At 56.8% G+C, this 18429-nt stretch carries 18 protein-coding genes; 4 read left to right on the forward strand and 14 right to left on the reverse strand.

Going from position 1 to position 18429, the window contains the following annotated elements; genetic code table 11:
* Positions 1-8: 8 nt before the first annotated feature.
* On the forward strand, positions 9-140 hold the full coding sequence (locus tag QA648_RS33125; RefSeq protein WP_283054703.1) for a hypothetical protein: 132 nt from the start codon (positions 9-11) through the stop codon (positions 138-140).
* Between the two features lie 254 nt (positions 141-394).
* Here the strand turns inward: QA648_RS33125 and QA648_RS33130 are convergent, their stop codons facing one another.
* A complete protein-coding gene (locus QA648_RS33130) occupies positions 395-2236 on the reverse strand; it encodes a type II toxin-antitoxin system HipA family toxin (protein ID WP_283054704.1) in 1842 nt (613 codons plus the stop codon).
* 875 nt (positions 2237-3111) lie between these two features.
* Between QA648_RS33130 and QA648_RS33135 the strand changes: the two genes are divergently transcribed.
* From QA648_RS33135 to QA648_RS33145, 3 genes are all read left to right on the forward strand, one after another.
* Complete coding sequence (locus QA648_RS33135) at positions 3112-3900, forward strand: type IV toxin-antitoxin system AbiEi family antitoxin (protein ID WP_283054705.1); 789 nt, start codon at positions 3112-3114, stop codon at positions 3898-3900.
* Entirely contained in the window at positions 3890-5314 is a 1425-nt protein-coding gene (locus QA648_RS33140) for a nucleotidyl transferase AbiEii/AbiGii toxin family protein (RefSeq protein WP_283054706.1), read from the forward strand. The genes QA648_RS33135 and QA648_RS33140 overlap by 11 nt, the downstream gene beginning before the upstream one ends.
* 145 nt (positions 5315-5459) lie before the next feature.
* A complete protein-coding gene (locus QA648_RS33145; protein ID WP_283054707.1) occupies positions 5460-5921 on the forward strand; it encodes a hypothetical protein in 462 nt (153 codons plus the stop codon).
* Between the two features lie 790 nt (positions 5922-6711).
* Here the strand turns inward: QA648_RS33145 and QA648_RS33150 are convergent.
* From QA648_RS33150 to QA648_RS33210, 13 genes are all read right to left on the reverse strand, one after another.
* Positions 6712-7593 (reverse strand): SIR2 family protein, encoded by an 882-nt coding sequence (locus tag QA648_RS33150; RefSeq protein ID WP_283054708.1) that lies wholly within the window; start codon positions 7591-7593, stop codon positions 6712-6714.
* Between the two features lie 34 nt (positions 7594-7627).
* The gene (gene nifT / locus QA648_RS33155; RefSeq protein ID WP_004126022.1) at positions 7628-7840 is read right to left on the reverse strand and encodes a putative nitrogen fixation protein NifT; all 213 of its coding nucleotides are present in this window, start codon (positions 7838-7840) and stop codon (positions 7628-7630) included.
* The gene (locus QA648_RS33160; protein WP_283054709.1) at positions 7837-8160 is read right to left on the reverse strand and encodes a nitrogen fixation protein NifZ; all 324 of its coding nucleotides are present in this window, start codon (positions 8158-8160) and stop codon (positions 7837-7839) included. The genes nifT and QA648_RS33160 overlap by 4 nt, the downstream gene beginning before the upstream one ends.
* A gap of 98 nt (positions 8161-8258) precedes the next feature.
* Entirely contained in the window at positions 8259-8453 is a 195-nt protein-coding gene (locus tag QA648_RS33165; RefSeq protein ID WP_283054710.1) for a 4Fe-4S binding protein, read from the reverse strand.
* A gap of 33 nt (positions 8454-8486) precedes the next feature.
* Positions 8487-9968 (reverse strand): nitrogenase cofactor biosynthesis protein NifB, encoded by a 1482-nt coding sequence (nifB, locus tag QA648_RS33170; RefSeq protein WP_283054711.1) that lies wholly within the window; start codon positions 9966-9968, stop codon positions 8487-8489.
* Between the two features lie 231 nt (positions 9969-10199).
* Positions 10200-11945 carry a nif-specific transcriptional activator NifA gene (gene nifA, locus QA648_RS33175; RefSeq protein ID WP_283054712.1) on the reverse strand — a complete coding sequence of 582 codons (1746 nt, stop codon included), beginning with the start codon at positions 11943-11945 and terminating at the stop codon, positions 10200-10202.
* Positions 11946-12123: 178 nt separating this feature from the next.
* Positions 12124-12423, reverse strand: a complete 300-nt coding sequence (locus QA648_RS33180) for a ferredoxin family protein (RefSeq protein WP_283054713.1) — start codon at positions 12421-12423, stop codon at positions 12124-12126.
* An 11-nt stretch (positions 12424-12434) separates the two neighbouring features.
* Positions 12435-13739 carry an FAD-binding protein gene (locus QA648_RS33185; protein ID WP_283054714.1) on the reverse strand — a complete coding sequence of 435 codons (1305 nt, stop codon included), beginning with the start codon at positions 13737-13739 and terminating at the stop codon, positions 12435-12437.
* 11 nt (positions 13740-13750) lie between these two features.
* Positions 13751-14863 (reverse strand): electron transfer flavoprotein subunit alpha/FixB family protein, encoded by a 1113-nt coding sequence (locus QA648_RS33190; RefSeq protein WP_283054715.1) that lies wholly within the window; start codon positions 14861-14863, stop codon positions 13751-13753.
* Between the two features lie 12 nt (positions 14864-14875).
* Positions 14876-15727: an electron transfer flavoprotein subunit beta/FixA family protein gene (locus tag QA648_RS33195; RefSeq protein ID WP_283054716.1), complete on the reverse strand. Its 852-nt coding sequence runs from the start codon at positions 15725-15727 to the stop codon at positions 14876-14878.
* Positions 15728-15909: 182 nt separating this feature from the next.
* Positions 15910-16293 (reverse strand): nitrogenase stabilizing/protective protein NifW, encoded by a 384-nt coding sequence (nifW, locus tag QA648_RS33200; RefSeq protein ID WP_283054717.1) that lies wholly within the window; start codon positions 16291-16293, stop codon positions 15910-15912.
* Between the two features lie 189 nt (positions 16294-16482).
* Complete coding sequence (nifS, locus tag QA648_RS33205) at positions 16483-17709, reverse strand: cysteine desulfurase NifS (RefSeq protein WP_283054718.1); 1227 nt, start codon at positions 17707-17709, stop codon at positions 16483-16485.
* 45 nt (positions 17710-17754) lie between these two features.
* Positions 17755-18411 carry an iron-sulfur cluster assembly scaffold protein gene (locus QA648_RS33210; protein ID WP_283054719.1) on the reverse strand — a complete coding sequence of 219 codons (657 nt, stop codon included), beginning with the start codon at positions 18409-18411 and terminating at the stop codon, positions 17755-17757.
* Between the last annotated feature and the right edge of the window lie 18 nt (positions 18412-18429).

Genomic DNA, 18429 nt, shown 5'->3' on the forward strand with positions numbered 1-18429 from the left:
GACAATTGATGTCGATGCATGAAAAGCTCGTTTCGGCTTATTCCAGCAAGGAGAATGATCAGATTATCTTCGATCTAGCCGCTCTGCTTCGGGCGCTCACCCGCGAGGCAGCGCGCCCGGCGAACACCGCTGTGATATGAGGCGCTGCGGGATGCTTTCCCTGTTTTGCGACAAATCACCTTAAGCGGGCCGTCCCGGCGGCGCTAGAACGCAAAGACGCTGTCCTCCCGTGTTATCTGTTGCTGGCCGTGCCTGGGCCCGCTTCTTCACGGCGCTCCATCGAAAACAGATGGAGAAGCACAATGCAGCAATCGATCAACATCACCGGGATAACGTCGCCTTCAATAACCCTGCGCGATCTGAAGCTTTGTGATCCAATAGCAATGGCCCGATCCTATTCAAAAGTGGCCAGACGCTCGCGGACAATTTCTCGCATCTGCGCCGCCCGTTCAGCGCGGACTGAACCATCTGCCAGCGGCGGCGGCAACGTAAGGGCGTCCAGGCCGTGTGCAAGCGCCGCCGCCAGCTCATCCATGGCCATATCCGCCGCCGACGCCGGAATACCTGCGGTGGCGGCAAAACGCCTGAAGTCCGCTCTCTTGAGTCGTTCGTCCTTGCCGCTGATCTTGAGCGCCATACGGTCGCTCTGCAGGCTCGGAAATACCCGCGTTGTGACCGCATCGTAGAGCGGCGCCATTCGCACGGAGCTAAAATCTCTCCTCCGTGGCTCCGCGATTTTCAGCATGGCCATGTTCTTCAGATGCATATCGCCGTCCGCGATCAGCCAGGCGAACAGTGCCCGCCGCAAGACCAACAGCAGGTCCGCCTCCGGGTCAATAGACAGCGGGCGCAGGGCGGATGCGATCCGCTCCATGGTGCCCATGTATTTATCTTCCGCGGGCACGCCCAAAACCGACGCCATGTCCTCGAGCACGAGACGGCGCATGTCGTCAAGGCTGGTGCGGATATCGAACCGCTCAACCACAAGGGCATGTGGCATGCCATCCGGCATGGCAACGAGCGCAATGGCGGGCACAATGAATCCGGCCGCCCGACCGAGTTCCATGGACTGCCATTCTATCGCGGGCAGCGCTTCGAATCCCGACGTGCCGGCGGGCTTGAGAATATGCGTGAACGGCTTGTTCGTGCTGGGCATAAGGGTGCCGTCGGCATCGAGAAACATCGGCGCCTTGATTTGTACGCCTGACAGGCGCGGTGTCGCGCCTGTCGCGAAGATTTTTGCCAGGTTCTGTTCGAACGTATCATGGATATCGCCGCGGCCGGGACCGGCATAGATCCCTGTAAACAGGTGGTTTGCCGTGAAGGTGTTCAGCCGCGTCAGTAGAATATCGGCCGGAAGCGCCGTCAGCTCGCTTGCCCGCTCTACAATTGTGATGTTCGACATGTACCGCTTACCGGTGCGCAGTTCCGCCCGCTCGTCCGGGCTGTTTAGCACCCGGTTCAACCACCCTTCCGGGAGCAGTGATTCAATGAAGGGAGGCAATCTGCCCGGCGTAGTCTGGCGCACAAGCGGCGGGCCGTCGGGATCGGACGCCTTCCACCGCCATTCGAAGCCATCATGCGTAAGGTTGCCGATCGGCGCACCGTGCCATGCCACGGTCAGGTCGAGCGCGGCCTGGTTGGTGACAGTTACGGCGGCCGCCGGCTTCCGTTTGAGGAAACGCTCGGCGGCGCTGCCTTCAGCAAGCCAGTCATTGTCGCGGGCAAGTTTAAACACTGCATCGGCGGCGCTCTCTGGATTCCCATATTCTTCAATCAGCCGTGCGGCGATTGCCTCTTTCATGTCTTCGTCGAACGAGGCCGCATGTTCACTACGGATGCGGAAGGCTTCCAGAAAACGCTGGCGCAGCGAAGACACGGCCACGCGGAACTCGCCCATGTTGTCGCCGACCGCCGCCTGCGCGACGGACGGGTTGTCCGGCGCTTTGTTCTGAATGATTTCGAGCGTCCTAATGCGCTGCCGCTGCACGCGGCGGCCGGTTAGAAACAGGCGGCCATCGCGCAGCGGGCCGAGCAGAACGGCGCTGGCGGCCGACAGGTAGGCGTTCGGGTAGAGATATTTAGCGATGCGTACAGCATGGGTCCGCACCGTCTGATCTATGTCATCGTCGGCATCAACATAGATACCGCGCATGAGCTGGACCAGCTTGCCGGCTTCCGCCTGACGGTGGCCACGCGTTTTGTCAATGTTTTCCCCGACGAGATGAAGAGGCATATATGTAACTTTCGCGTATTTCAGATACGAGAAAGTTACAACATTCGTTTTCGGGCTGCAAGGAATTGTAACTATCACGTATTTCAGATACGCGATAGTTACAATTTTTCGGTGCTGCTGAGACGATCAAAGATATAATAACGCATTGAGTTATAAGAAAAATACTTATTTCAAAATTAGTATTGTCCTATCGAACATCGATAAAGCCACTTCGACGCCGTGCAGGCCATGCTCAGAGCAAAGAACCCGAAGGTAACGCCGCCGCGTATCGTTATCGGTCCGATCCCTCTGACGGGTATCGCCACCTGCGCCAGCTGTGGCGGCGGCATCATACTGCGAACGGGCAAGTCGGGCCGCTAGCGCTACTACACCTGCGCCACATGCGCGCTGAAAGGCAAGGAGGCCTGCAAAGGGCGCTCAATCCCGATGGCCAGGCTCGACAGGCTGGTGACGGAGCGTATCGTCGATCAGCTACGATATGGGCAGACGCGCTTGCCGCCGCGAAAAGAGGTAGGAGTCGACAATCTTGGGCCCTGGGACGATTTCGAATGGGGTATAATCAACGGGAAGCTGTCAGCTTTGCGTTGGGTCACGGGCGATGAGTGGGACATGCTCGATACATAGGCAGCGGGGGTACCCGTGGCGCAGTCCCGCTCTTACTTCGCGGGACTGGCGATCGAGCGCTGCGTTTTCAGCAGGAGCTTCGCGCGCACCCGCATCTCCTCCCCGGAAGGCTTATCGAACATGTAATTTTTCCGTATTTTCCAGAAATTTTGCGCTTTTATTGTACTTTGATTGCTTTCTGGCCTTTCTAATAGTACACTTTATATGGAGAAATTCCTCATATTACTGAAAAAATGCGCATATAATATACTATGAAAAAACCCAAACTAACTACCGTCCTTCGAGCCGCCGGCGATGTCATTCAAATCGACGATGCTGCGCGCGCACTCGCCATCTCGCGCGTCCAAGCCGCCAAGACTCTGTCGGCATGGGCGGCGCAAGGATGGCTACAGCGCGTCGGCACGGGTGTCTACGCGCCTGTTTCTCTGGATATGCGCGGTAGCGACCAGACGGTAGCTGACGCGTGGCTGTTGGTCCCCGCGCTTTTTGGTCCCGCTTATATCGGTGGCCGAACAGCTGCAGAATATTGGGATCTTACCGAACAACTGTTTCGCGACATCGTCGTCTTTACGGCACGACCTATCCGAAACCGCATCAAGGAAAGCGGTGGAGCGCAATTTACGTTGCGTCAGATCCCGGAGTCGCGCATCTTCGGCATCAAATCAGTCTGGCGCGAACACACGAAAGTCAGCGTCTCCGACATCGACCGGACTATGCTCGACATACTGGACGATCCGGCGATCAGCGGCGGCATCCAACATGTGGCCGACTGCCTCGACCGCTACCTGCATAAAAATGACAGCAAGCCGGACCGGCTGATCGCCTATGCCGATCAACTCGACAACGGAGCGGTGTTCAAACGGCTTGGTTTCCTGGCAGAACGTCATCCGCTAGGAGCAGCACTCGTCACCGCGTGCAAAGCGCGGCTAACGAAAGGCTACGCCAAACTCGATCCCACACTTACGTGCGATCGCGTCGTGACACGTTGGAAACTGAAAGTCCCGGCCAGCTGGATCGGAGTATCAAGCCATGATCAGTAAGGCCGAGATCCTGGAAACAGCAGGGAAGGTTGGCCTTCGCCCCGACGTGGTCGAGAAGGATTACGTTCTGGGCTGGACGCTCGCCGGGATTTCCGCGCATGAGGATTTGCGCGAGACGTGGATCTTCAAGGGCGGAACGTGTTTGAAGAAATGCTACTTCGAGACCTACCGGTTTTCGGAGGATCTCGACTTCACTCTAATGGAGGAAGCCCATCTCAATGAGGAATTCCTCAAGCGTGTCTTTGGCGAGATCGCCGATTGGATTTATGAGCGCTCAGGCCTTGAGATACCTGCTGAAGGACAGAGCTTCGACCTCTTCAATAACCCACGTGGCAATATCTCTTGTCAAGGCAAGCTGAGCTACAAAGGGCCTGTTTCGCCCAATGTCGCTGTCATTCGCCTGCCGCGCATCAAACTCGATCTCACCGCCGATGAGCGCATCGTCCTGCCGGCGGTAAGGACACCGGTTTTCCATTCTTATAGCGATGCGCAGGAGGCCAGCTTCGAAGTCCTATCCTACAGCTATGTAGAGACCTTCGGCGAAAAAGTGCGGGCGCTTGCGGAACGCACAAGACCGCGAGATCTCTACGATGTCGTCAATCTGTTTCGGAATGCCGAAGCGCGCCCGCGTGCTGCTGAGCTCCTTGATGTTCTTCGGCAGAAGTGCGATTTCAAAGGCATTGCAGTGCCGAAGCTAGAGGACCTTGCGAGCCACCGCGACGCGCTTGAAGGAAGTTGGGCGGCCATGCTGGCGCACCAGCTTCCGGCCCTGCCACCTGTAGATGATTTCTGGAGTGTGCTGCCCGAGTTCTTCACTTGGCTTACCGGCGGTGAAATGCCTGTCGAATTGCCTGCCTTCGCGCTAGCGGCGGGTGAAACCGTTATTCACGGCCGCACGTTCAGCTTGGATATCCCTAATACGTCGCAGACGTATCTCGAAATCATCCGCTTCGCGGGCGGAAACCGGCTGTGTGTTGATCTTGATTATCAGGGCACAACAAGGCGCATCGAGCCCTACTCGCTGCGTCGCACGAGTGAAGGCAATATCGTCCTTCACGCCTTTAATCTCAACAAGAACGAACACCGCAGCTACCGGGTCGACCGCATCACCGGCGCGCGCGCGACCACCCAGACATTTGTGCCACGCTATGCTGTTGAGCTTATACCCTCGGGACCAATTGCCATTCCGCATTCACGGAATGGCGGCTCATTCGGCGATATGGCGTTGAATCGCCCCCGTCTCGCGCCCGCACGATCCCGTGCATTAGGTCATCCAACCTATGTCTATCAGTGCCCGGTTTGTCAGAAAAAGTTCCGCAGGCAAACACACGACAGCTCACTGAAACCGCACAAAACACCGCAGGGGTATCCGTGCCCGGGCCGCACAGGCTATCTCGCAGATACGCAATATTGAGGGGCGACATGAGCAACCGGAGTTAAAGCAAGCCGATAAGGACAACGCCCTTCCGCACGGGTTCGGCGACCCGGCAATCCTGCGCGCGGCTACGGACCAGATGCACAAACAGCGAGCATCAAATGTGGCCACTATACGGGAAAAGTTGAAAGCTGCAGTCGTGCCTCTGCCCCTCGATTTGCTTGGAGAAATCGCGCGCGTCAGTGGCTTTGACATCGACGAGATAATGACGAGCCATCCCGGCCGTAAGATCTGGAAGCGCTATAGCTCATACCCTGTTAGCGCTCGCGTGTTTGATCGTGCGTTTGTGGACCTGCTCGCCGCTGTTGCCTGCTTTGAGGAGGCTGTCGGCCAGAATATTTTCGACAGGGTGAATGAAGCCAGACTTGAGGATATTAAGGGCAACGTTCAGAAGGAGTTGTTCGCAGCAACGAGCGCGGCACGCTCGCTCGTAGATCATTCCAGGCGTCTCCAGAAAGAGGCTAAGTTTGATTTCCGAACACGAGGGCTGAAGGTAATTTGCCAAATTTCACAGAACGTCGATTTTAGAATCGCTTTTCATGAAAAGTTACTATTTTTCACATTTTTCCAAATTTCTGCCGACTGAAAAGGATCGAGGAGAGAGTCGAATATTACGAGGCGAGCGAGCCACTGAGCGGCTCCTGCGATTGATACCGCATATCAGCTGGACCGGTTTGTCGACCTCTGCGTGGCCGCGGCCGAGCATTTTTTGTGATGTTTTCGTCGACGAGATAAGGGACCTGATGTAACTTTCGCGTATTTCAAATATGCGAAAGTTACATCGCCCGACATCGCGGGATACGCGTAAGGGAAGTTTACTTACTGAGTATAATCGAGGTTTGGATATGCTTTAATTTACAAAGTTTCGCTTCGTAAAATCGACTGATTTCAAACCGTCAGTTTGAGTGGAAGCGCACCTCGGTCGGGGTTGCTGCCTTCCGGTCAAAGGCCGCTTGAGGTTGCTGGACATTCGCTACACACTCGCCACAGACAGAAACAGACTGGATCAGAAAATGGCGGGTTCCTGTGGGTTTCAGAGGATCGCGAATTTGTGGCAAATTTCTCACTTTTTTCTGATTATGTCTAAATCGTTACCTTCAAACCATTGATTGCATTACTGGAGCGCCGGACGAGATTCGAACTTGCCGTCTCTTTCGAACGCAACCACATGTCCGCTTTCCTGGCCTGCTCTCGCGAAGCGGACAGTCCGTTTCCGGCCCCAAATCGGTCATGCCTTCAAGCCGAGCCGACGTCGCTTGCGGGCGCAAAGCAGACCTTGGCTATTGGTGCATTTACCGCCGAATTCCCCGGAACGTCGGCAAGATTTGTGCTTCTTGGTCTGCATGGGATTTGCGAAGCCTGGGTCGCGCCTGCAGCTATGCCGCATCGACAAGACCGGCCGCAACTTCGCCAATCGGCAGGTCAATCAGGATGATGGCGCATTCCGCGCAGAAGCGGCGTTCATTCTTGGTCATGGTTTCGGCATCCATCACAGCGAAGTGTGGACCGTTGGAGCGCTTCATGATCTGGCGGGCGAAGATGCGTAACATCTGATCGTTGAAGCGGCAGCCCAGAAAGAAAAAACCGCGGTTGCTCCGCCGTTCCTTGACGATTTCGGGGATCGGCGTCTGGATATCGATCTCGGTCAGAACTTCGACATAGTCGGCATCTGACACGAGAAAATTAGCGGCGGGCCGAACGCCCCCATGAGGCGCATAAAGCACCGTTTTTGCCACCGAACCGGGCATGAGTTCGCTTCCGGACAAATCGTAGGTTTTCGTCCAAATGTCGCGATTCTCATTTGCCCGCGAGACGCCTTGCACTTCGACCACGTCTGTTCGGCCGTTCGCCAGGAGAGCCGCGCGCATCGCCGCATCGTACCAGCTGTCGATGATGAGCGAGAGCGGCAGCGTTGCAAGCCAGGCGTGGAGGACAGTCGGCGGCTGGGAGGGGGCGAATATCTCCGCCATCCAGGCTTGAAGCGTCCGACGATGTCGGCGCTGCTCGATAAACTGTGCGACCGACCACATGTTGCTGCGTATCTTGGAAGGTGCTGTCGCCCGTGCGTTAAGAGCTGCTGCAATGGCTTCCGGTCCGTCCGGTACAGGCGGCGCCGCCGAACTTTGCCGAAGAAGCCCGGGACCGAGATACGGGATTATGCCATCCGCGGCGAGCCCATCCTTCAGCAAACGAAGTTGCTTTTCGGCGTGATCGCCCCGGCAGACCAATAGATGATCAGATTCAAGAAGCACGGTCATGCCGCTGTCGCCTTTTGTCGTTCGTTTGCAGCGTCTAGTCCTCTTCAGATATCTTTTTTGCCTCGACCGTAATCGGTAGGCGGGTGTCTTTCGGCAGATCGGGCAGGGCAAGCCGCCACCCATTCCTAAGCAGCACGCAGCCGCCCCATAGATTCTCATTCTCCATAGCAATGATCGGCTCTTCGAGATCCTTCTTGGAAACATATGCCGATAAGCCGGTTCCGGTTCTGCGGATCATCACTTTCACGGGGCTATTCCTTCCTTGGCGCTGGTAGCCGTTTCGGCAATGCTTGCCGCGGCTTTGTCGAGGCTCGTCAGTTCACGCGCGCGCATGCCGACGATGGTGCCGCGATCCACCCATTCGACCGCATAGATATAGAATTGCTGGAGAAAGGTGCCGATGTCGCGCACATAACCCTCATCGCCCTTCCGTACCAGGTTTTCGCCAACGTCTTTGCCCGGATAGGTTCCGTCATTCTTTATGTGGCGCGTGGCACGAACCCGCTCGCCCGGCAGAAATCGCGGTGGACAGACGATTTCTATCTCTTGTTCGCGTCCTCGGCCCACGGTGGTGCCTCACTTTCTTGAGACTGGTCTGCTTAGCCGCGTGGTTCAAAGTGTCCTTTGGAGGAGATATTGCCTTCAGGCGGCCAGCGAACAGACGATCAGGCTGGGACGCAGGTCTTCGGCACCGGACATACCGATGTGCATTGCTGCGTCTCGAAAGCCCCCTCGCATTCCGTGCACTTCTCCGGATCGATCACGTAGTTGTCGCCCTTCAGTTCTATCGCACCTGATGGACATTCGAATTCGCAGGCTCCGCACTGGGTGCATTGGGATGCGATGATCTTGAAGGCCATTATCAACTCCTGAGGCGGTTTAAAATGAACAGTTCAGGCCGTCCCTGTCAGCGGGTCAACACCAAACTGGGCGGCATAGACCATGCTGATGGCGGTTTCGATGTACTCATAGGTATAAGAGTCCATTGCTCGAATGCCGGCGTCCGCCAGCCGCCTTTTAGGGCAATCTCCGATCTTGGCGCAGAGCACGATGTCGATCCCTTCGAGCGCAACGATCACACCGTCGAGTGTAGCGTCGTCACCCCAACCGCCGCGGCAATATTGCTCGACCTTGCGATGGCCCACGAAGGCGATTCCTCTCGGAGAGGCTTCATAAATCTGGAACTCTTTCGCATGGCCGAAATGTTCGTTTATGCGCCCGCCGCCCTTGGTCGCTACCGCGACGTGAAGCGACCCGTCAGGGCCTGCTGCTTTGACCATTTCGATCGCCTCGCTCTTGGCTGCTGCGTGATTGCCTCTCTCCCGCGCGACTACTTCGTGGTATGCCGCGCGATTGCGGTCGTCGTAGGAGACTGCGTCGGGTATGTGGTCGAGCATGAATTCCTGGCCACGATCCTCGCCGAGCAGACCGACGGCATCGGCCCGGCACTGCCGACAATGGCGCATCAGCTTGGCGCCGTTTTCGAGACGACCTTGAAGCGCCTTCAATTCGATTGCCCGCGGAGCGCGTTGCCCGGTCAGGCCATAATGAGTGCCGTGCGCCGGGTCCGAAATCAGGGGCATCACGTTATGCAAGAAAGCGCCGCGCTCCTTCACCCATCTGTTCACTTCGATCAAGTGCTCGTCATTGACGCCGGGTATCATCACCGAATTGACCTTGATGAGGATGCCGCGCGCCGCCAGCATCTCCAGACCCAACATCTGGCGCTTGTGCAGGATTTCGGCCGCTTCGATGCCGGTGTATCGCCGGTGGTCGTAAAAAACCCAAGGATATATCTTTGCGCCGATTTGCGGGTCGACCATGTTGATTGTGATGGTCACGTGATCGACATTCATGCTTGCAAGCTCGTCGACATGATCTGGCAATGCTAGACCGTTGGTGGAGATGCAGAGCTTGATGTCGGGAATTTGCGCGGCAACTTTTTCGAACGTCGCCTTGGTTCTCTTCCAGTCGTAACACGCATCGCCTGGGCCGGCGATGCCCACGACCGAAAGCTGCGGCACTTCGTTGGCGACCGAAATGACTTTGCGTAGCGCCTGCTCTGGCGTCAGCTTTTCCGAGACGACCCCGGGCCGACTTTCGTTTGCGCAGTCATATTTGCGATTGCAGTAGTTGCACTGGATATTGCAAGCCGGTGCGACGGCGACGTGCATGCGCGCGAAATAATGGTGTGCTTCTTCCGAATAGCAGGGATGATCCTTTATCTTCTTCCAGATCGCTGCATCCATGTCATCCGGTTTTGCGGGCGAGCCGCAGGATGAGGATTTGCAGCTCCCGGACTTCGCGGTAGCCAGCCTGCGGTCCGAAGTTTTGGCGCTGGCCGAGCTATCAAGCGAAATCATCGATGCGGTCATCTAGCAATTCCGTGGCTGGTGAAAATTGCAGTTCAAACTGCAAGACCTATGCCAGTGCTAGAAATTGTTTCATATCAGGTGTTTTAGACTTTCGTGTTCGATTGATTACACTTGCTCCGCACGGTTTCGTTCGTTCCTGACAATCGGCACATGGACCTCGTCGCGAATTCAACGCGCCTTTGTCACGCGGAGTGCTGGGAGGGCATCTTCGACCTGACGAACGACATGGGCTTAGAACTTTTTCACCTCGATATTGTGCCGGCGCAGAGCATAGCCGACCTGACGGGGCGTGAGGCCGAGCATACGAGCCGCTTTGGCCTGAACCCATCCGACCTTCTCCATTGCCTCGATCAGCCGGTCCCGCTCTGTAAGGCGCGGTGATAGGGCTTGGCACGCCGGACCATTGGGATCGCAGGGCTTGACGGGCGCTACCTCCGGATGCGAGACGCTGCCTGGTTGGGTAGAGAGCGGCGATATCGCCGGCATCGTTCCTCTCCGAGTGAGCTCATTGATAGCCTTACCGTCACGGCTGCCGCCATCTCCTTTCCAAAGCCGCGCCGAAAGGCATTGGCTGTTCTGGCACGCAAAATCCGAGGGAACGATCGTCTTTGAGCGCGCCAAAGTCGCCGTCCGTCGCACGCAATTTTCGAGCTCGCGGACGTTTCCAGGGAAATAGCATTGCGAAATCAGGTCTAGTGCCGGCGGCGTGAAGGTGAGCTCGCGATTGTTCTCGCGGTTGAAACGGTCGAGGAAGACCTTTGAAAGGCGCGGAATGTCTCCGGGGCGGTCTCTGAGCGGTGGCAAGACGATCGGCACGACATTGATGCGATAGTAAAGGTCGGCTCTGAACTCGCCATTCGCGACAGCCGCCTCGAGGTCCTTGTTGGTTGCGCATATGAGCCTGATGTCGACTTTGAGGGTCTTGGTTCCCCCGACCCGCTCCAACTCGCCTTCCTGCAACACTCGCAAAAGCTTGGCTTGAAAGGCAGGCGAAATTTCGCCGATTTCATCAAGGAGCAGCGTTCCCCCATTTGCCAATTCGAAACGCCCTGCGCGCTGCGAGACAGCCCCGGTGAAAGCGCCCTTTTCATGTCCGAAGAGTTCCGATTCCAGGACACCTTCAGGCAGTGCGGCGCAGTTTAGTTTTACAAAAGACTTCTTCCTGCGAGGGGAAAGCTCATGAATTGCCTGTGCGAAAAATTCCTTGCCAGTGCCGCTTTCACCCCGCAAAAGCACTGTGGTATTCGTCATCGCCACGGCAGAGACGATTTCCAACACCTGCCTGACTGCGGGGCTTTCTCCAACGATCCAGTCGACTTTGGCTCGCGAACTTTGGCTCGGATCATTCCGTCCCCCTTCGGCGGATTTCCGGTGCAGCTGGATGATCTGCGGACCCGACGTGCTCAGGGCTCGGTGGAACGAGATAGTCTGGCCGATAAGATCGGCGACCATGGTAAGGAAGCGAATATCTTCGTTATGACGCAGCTCAGTGGCGCTGTCCCTGAAGCGGTCGATCCATAACGTCCCGACCAGTTTGTGCGCAGCCCTTAAAGGAACCCCGATAAATGTAATTGGGATCGTGTCACTGCTCAAAGACGGTTGAGGAGCCTGAAACAGTTCGGACTTACTTGTTTCCCGTATCACCAGCGGCTGTCCGGTCATCAAGATCTGATCCATTGCAGCCTGTGTGATGATGTGGCGAGCGCCAGATTGACGAGGATCGGTCACTCCGGCCGACGCGGTAATTTCCGGCTCCCCTTCGCTCGCCAGTACAACGATTGCTCCATGACGCATTCGCAAAAAGGTGGGGAGGATATTCGCGACCTTGACAAGCGTGATCTCCAGCGGTGCAGCGGCCGTCAGGAGCTTCGATATTTCGTAGATCCCGCTGCAGGAGATTCCGACTTCAGGCGTTTTGCTGGATTGTCCGCGCAAAGGTCCAACTTCATCGACGCAATCGCGTAGGATGCGGGTCATTTTCAACACCTCTAGCTGTGTAGAATGCCCCCATTCCAACCACTGTTTGTGCTTATTTGTATAAGTAGAAACTCTAATGTTAGTTTCTGAAATTGCAAGCTGGTTCCAGGCAAAATTGATGCAGCGCCTGGCTGTGACGAAAATAGTGTGTTTTTGAGATGTTTAATAATAGAGCTGTTCACCCGAACTTGAAGAGAACACCAAAACCGCCTCGGGGATAGTTCCAGATAACCTCGCCACTTGCCTCACACAGCACCCTGCATGTGCCGCACTCCATGCAGCCGTCGGCGGCAATCTCCACTTGGCCTTTGTCATTCAGCTCATAGCACTTTGCCGGGCAGATGCGTGTCAGCGCCAAAAGGTTCGCACTCGGATGCTCGTGCGGCTGCACCTTGATGTGAGGGCGTCCCGGATCAACCAGATAGCGATTCTGGAAAAGCTTGTCCTCCACACGCAACTTCGTCACTGCAACCGTCATCCTATTCTCCTTCAGCGCCAAGCCATTGCGAGGCGCACCGCGTCGCTGACCAGTCCCCAGCGCGAGCGCGCCTTTATGAAAGCGGCCGTCGTCGCCCTTTCATTTTCGATCTTCGGCGTACCATCGACACGCATGAAATTTTTCGAAGCCTCAGACATTAACTTCGGATATGTCATGAAGAAATTGCGGGAATTGGTATGAAGTAGGGCGGGCATGTCCTTGTATTTCTTAAGATCTTTAATGACGAAGGAATCGTCCAGCATTGTCTTGTAGAGTGCGAGGTTCCTTTTGGTCATTCGGCCTCCGCGGCTCTTGACGTCGAAAATTGCTTCCCCGGCGATGCGCCCCGACGTCATGGCGAGATTGGAACCCTCGCGGTGAACGGCATTGTTGAGCTGTGCTGCGTCGCCGACCACGACCCAGCCATCGCCGAAGAGCGCGGGAATTGCCTTGTACCCACCTTCGGGAATGAGATGAGCTGCATATTCCTTGACTTCCGAATCCGCGATCAGATGTTTGATCGACGGATGGTTCTTGAATGCTTCGAGCAACTCGTAAGGGCTTTCGCACGTTGCAGCAAAGTCGGAGACGAGGCAGCCGATGCCAAGAGAGATCGACTCCTTATTGGTATAAAGGAAGGCGAGCCCGGCCATGCCTCGGGAGATGGTACCGGCCGCCTCGATCACGCAGCCTTCGTTGCCATGAAGACCGAAGCGCTGATCGATCACGTCTTCTGGCAAAAAATGTATTTCCTTGACCGCGAGTGCCACGTTCTCCGAAGTCGGCGTTCGCCGCAAACCGGCCCGTGCGCCGAGCAGCCCATTGGCGCCTTCCGCAAGAACGACCGTGTCCGCAAGAATGACATCGCCGCTACGGTCGGTGCGCACACCGATCACCTTGCCGCCTTCCTGGGCAAGTTCCGTCGCGGTCGTCTCGCACAGGACCGTCGCTCCCGCCTCGCGCACCTTGCGCGAAAACCATCGGTCAAACTGGGCGCGGATGATTGTGTACCGCTCGGGCGTCGACTCGTTGAAGTCATCCGATCGATATTGGATGCCGACATGGGATGTATCATCCATCATCCAGAAGCGCTGCTCGACGAGATGTCGCTCAAGAGGCGCATCATCTCGAAAATTCGGGATGATTTTCTCCAGCATGTTCGCATACATGATGGCGCCCTGGACGTTCTTGGAGCCCGGATACTCGCCACGTTCCAACTGCAGGACTTTCAGGCCACGGCTTGCCATGGTGTAAGCAGCCGCATTGCCGGCCATGCCAGCGCCAATGACGATAGCGTCAAACTTTTCCCCGCTCATAGCCGTGCCCCTTAGTTCGCAAGCTTATCGCGACTGTGCGGCGACAGCCGATGGGTGAAAACATCAGTGAGGGCCGGCAAGAAGCGGATCGCATCCGTCACGACGCCAAGGTGGGCGAACTCAAAAATCGGTGCGTTCGGATCGGTGTTGATCGCGACAATGAGATCAGCTCCGCCGACGCCAACCCGGTGCTGAATGGCGCCGGAAATCCCGGCTGCAATATAGAGCTTCGGCCGGATAGTCTTGCCGGTTTGTCCGATCTGGCGATCAGCCGGCATCCAGCCTTTCTGGACCAGCGGCCGCGAACAGCCGTATTCGGCTCCAATTACCCGCGCGAGATTCTTCACAAGCTTCAGGTTCTCCGATGTTCCGAGACCCAGGCCCCCGCCCACCACCACATCGGCATAGGCGAGATTGGAATTTGTCGATTGCACGTCGGAAAGGAACCCGAGGATTTTGGTGACGATCTCCTCCTCGAGCATCGGGACCCCATGCTGAATGACGCAGCCGACAGGCTTGTTCATGCGCTGCGGCATCGCCATGACGCGCGGCCGCACTGTCGCCATCTGCGGTCGGCAGTTGAGCGTGTAGATTGTGCATAATAGAGAGCCGCCGAATGTCGGCCGCGTTGCGGCAAGCGAACCGTCCGCATCCACATCTAGTTCGGTGCAGTCCGCAGTGAGCCCCGTCAACAGGGTCGTCGCCACGGAACCGGCAAGGTCGCGACCAAGCGTCGTCGCACCCAGAAGCAGGATCTCGGGTTTATAAGTGGTAACCAGATTTGTCAGAGCTTTGCTGAAGGGCTCGTTCCTATAGTCTGCGAGCAGGGGGTTCTCCACCAGATAAGCAACGTCGGCGCCATAGGCAAACGCCTCTGCAATGGCCTGCTGGGTTGCGTCCCCCGGAGGTCCGAGCACGACACCTGCGAGTTTGACGCCAAGCTTGTCCGCCAACTTGCGGCCTTCGCCTAGCAGTTCGAAGGAGACGGGGTGGATATTTTCGCGCTCCACTTCGATGAAGACCCAAACGTGCCGGTAGTCCTTGAATTGCTCGGGCAGCTCTTTCTTCATACCCGCGCGGCCGACGGCAGGGGGCGGTGTTTCTTGATTTGCGGTCAACGTCATGGCTCCTTGCCGTTATGCGCTGGCGTCGAAGGCGAGTTCGTGTTCGAGCGCCGGCTGACGGGCGAAGATTTCGACAATCAACTCATCAGCAAGATCGCTCAGCGCCTTATCGGTGGTGGTGATTTGCTCCGCCTTTTCCACCCGCGCTGTCGGGGCAAAGACGCGTTTGACGACTGTCGGCGAACCACGCAATCCACACTTGCTGAGGTCCTCTATGCCGGCGTCGGCCGCGCTCCATTTTACGATCTGACTGCGTGCAGCGCGTAGCGCGTCATCAAGCGAGCCGCGGCGGATTTCGTTGGTGCCTTCCAGCATGGTGATCAGGCAGGGAAGCCTGCTATGCAGCATCTGCGTGCCCCCTTCCGAACGGCGTTCGACCTTAATTTCGCGCGCATCGAGATCGAGGGAGCAAATCTTTGAAACATAAGTGAGTTGCAGGAGGTCGAGGCGCTTGGCGATGCCCGGCCCGACCTGGGCAGTGTCGCCGTCGATCGTCTGCTTGCCAGTAAAGACGATGTCGGGGGCGCTGAAGGTCTCGCCGATTTTTGCGATCGCCTGGGAAAGAGCAAAAGAAGTCGCCAGGGTATCGGATCCGGCAAAATAGCGGTCAGTCAACAATACCGCCCGATCTGCACCGTAAGTGAGCGCCTTGCGCAACGAATCCTCTGCCATGGGCGGACCCATCGTGAGCGCGGTGACCTCGCCGCCATGGACGTCACGCAACCGCAGTGCTTCTTCAAGGGCGAATAGATCATAAGGATTTATGATGGTCGGCACACCCTGGCGCATGATCGTGTTTGTTACCGGATGGACGCGAATCTGTGCGGAGTCCGGCACCTGCTTGATACAGACTACGACGTGCATGTGGTCTCCTAGCTGCTGTTCGAATGGCGGGTTTCGCGCTTCATGTCCATCGAAGCACTATCTGTGCCAACGCTTTTGAATTTCACATCCATTTGAAATTCCGCCGTTTTCTTCTAATCTGCGGGCGCTGGAACCGCTATTTGTCGGCTTCTCGACATCGTTCAAGCCACACCATGTCGCATTTAATCCTTGCCGAAACGCTTCAAGATGGAATCGAACGGCACGAAGGTGGGACCCGGTTGGGCAGGCGTGGCCGGATTGTGGTCCTTGAGCACCTTAAAGACCCGGTGCGCCAATGGCGAGGACGTCGCAAAATCTTCGTGGGCGCGTTCAAGGATGGCGCGTGCCCTGGCAGCGATCACCTGTTCCGGAAGATCGGTGAAATCCTCTTCGGCAAGGTATTGCCCCATCCGTTTCATGATGTGGAGCCGCGAGACGTCAAGCACCTTGGGATCATAGGCGACGTCAAGCAGCGCGAAAAATTCCTCCGCGGCCGACAGATTTTTCAACCGCGCGAGGATTTTGGCCGTATCGCCGGTTCGGCTGGCGTTGCAATGATTGTTCATGACATTCTCCCGGTTGGAACGATGCTGCGGTGATCCGCTGCGATGAATCCGCGGTCGCGAAAATCTCGCAAGAAAAGTCCGCGCGCTTATGGCCTCAAGCGGCTTGGCAAGTCCGAACAATTCTGCGTCGCGAAAGCGACGAACATCGCCGAGTGCCGCCAAGCCATGTCTTCAGAAACACGAACCGCTTCACGAGGGGTTTCCGTCCGTTTCCGTAGACTTCAGAAAAGTCAAAGGTCTTCGGCGCTTTGCCGGCGTCGTCATAAACGACGAACCATCACGCAAACTGGTGACGATTCCGGGTAAAACATCGAGCACGCGGTCTATATCCTCCTCGCAATTGTCACGCGACAGGGAGAACCGGATGACCCCATGGCTCGAGATATCGGGAATGTTCATCGCCGTTAGCACATGGCTCGGCTGCGGCGACTCAGACGTGCAAGCCGAGCCGGAAGAGCAAGCGATGCCATAGCGGTCAAGAAGAAGCAGCAAGCCATCGCCGTCGACTTGGTCGAAGGCTATGTTTGAGGTGTTCGGCAACCGCTTTTGCTTGTCGCCGGTGACGAACGCATCTGGGATGCGCTGCAGAAGCCCTTTTTCCAGGCGATCTCGCAGCGATCCTACTCGTCCGTTCTCTTCTTTCATGAAGCGCAAGGCAAGTTCAGCGGCCTTGCCGAGCCCGACGATGCCGGTGGTATTTTCCGTGCCCGCGCGCCGATCGCGCTCCTGATGTCCCCCTTTCATCATCGGATCGAAGCGTACGCCGTGCTTTACCCAAAGCGCACCAATCCCTTTGGGTCCATGCAGCTTGTGACCCGAGAGCGACAGCATGTCGATCGCACTCGATTTCAGGTTCATCGGAAGCTTGCCGACCGCCTGCACAGCGTCTGTATGGAAAAAAGCGCCGACTTCCTTGGCCAACTTAGCGAGGTCGGCGACCGGAAAAATCGTGCCCGTTTCATTGTTCGCCCACATGATCGAGACGAGTGCAACATGTGGGGTGAGGGCTGCCCGGTATGTGCGCAGGTCGAGGCGACCATGCCGATCGACTGGAATCCTGTGCACCTTTATGCCACGCGTCTTCTCAAGATGCGTGCAGAGCGTCAGCACGGCCGGATGCTCGACTGCGGACGTCACGATCTGCGTGCGATCGGGCATGATCTCGAGCGCCGACAGGATCGCTGCATTGTCGCTTTCCGTCCCGCCGGACGTAAAGACGATCTCATGCTCGAACTCCGCACCGATCAAAGCTTGCAATTGTTTGCGCGCGGTCATTATCGCCGCACTTGCCGAGGCGCCGAAACTGTGACTGGACGAAGGATTGGCAAATTGATCCGTAAAGAACGGCAACATCGCTTGTACGACTTCAGGATCGACTCGCGTCGTTGCATTGTTGTCGAGATAGACAGATCTCATGGAAGCGATCCTCAGTTGGCGGAGTACCTCGATAGTCTCCGTCGTTCAGCGCTGGAGCGAGAACAATCGCGGCAGCGTTCGATTGGTCGAATTCGCTGTAGCGACGTCATTTGGCAGTCTCAGATTATGGTGGGAATGTTTCAGGCGAGCCCCATGCGTCCTCGATCCTTGGCGGCATCCCATCGAAAATGACCATCGGTTACAAAGATGTTTCTGTGACCTCGAGCGCGCTGCCTTCCTTTGTGCCCGCCGACAAAATCGTCTCTGACCTGATGAGGCCTTTAACGAACAACGCCGCAGGGACCGCAACAGTCGCTTCCTCGACACCTTTGACGCTTGTGACGGGATCCTGCTACGACTTTGCGCCAGATACGACGCAAGCGGTGATCGTGAGCGTCCGGACGGCGGCCGATCGACGCCATCCGCTAAGTCGCGATTGATAATTCGAAGGGCTTCATGGGCGGCTTTGCCGACGATATAATCGATCAACGCGGCCGGGCAGGTGATCGCGAAACGGCTGCGGAGCGTCTGCAATGTTGCCACACTGATTGCGTCCATCGGCCGGGCGAAGCCCATCGTCAATTCAACCAGATCCCCACGTGAGACCGCGCCGACCTCGCGTTCAGTATTGGCTGTTTGCAGACCGCGGGCGCCCTTGTGATTGCAGGACGATTTCTTGAGCTTGTCGCGATACTTCCGCATGACTTTTCACACCTATTC

The organism is Rhizobium sp. CB3171, assembly GCF_029714265.1.
GTDB lineage: Bacteria > Pseudomonadota > Alphaproteobacteria > Rhizobiales > Rhizobiaceae > Rhizobium.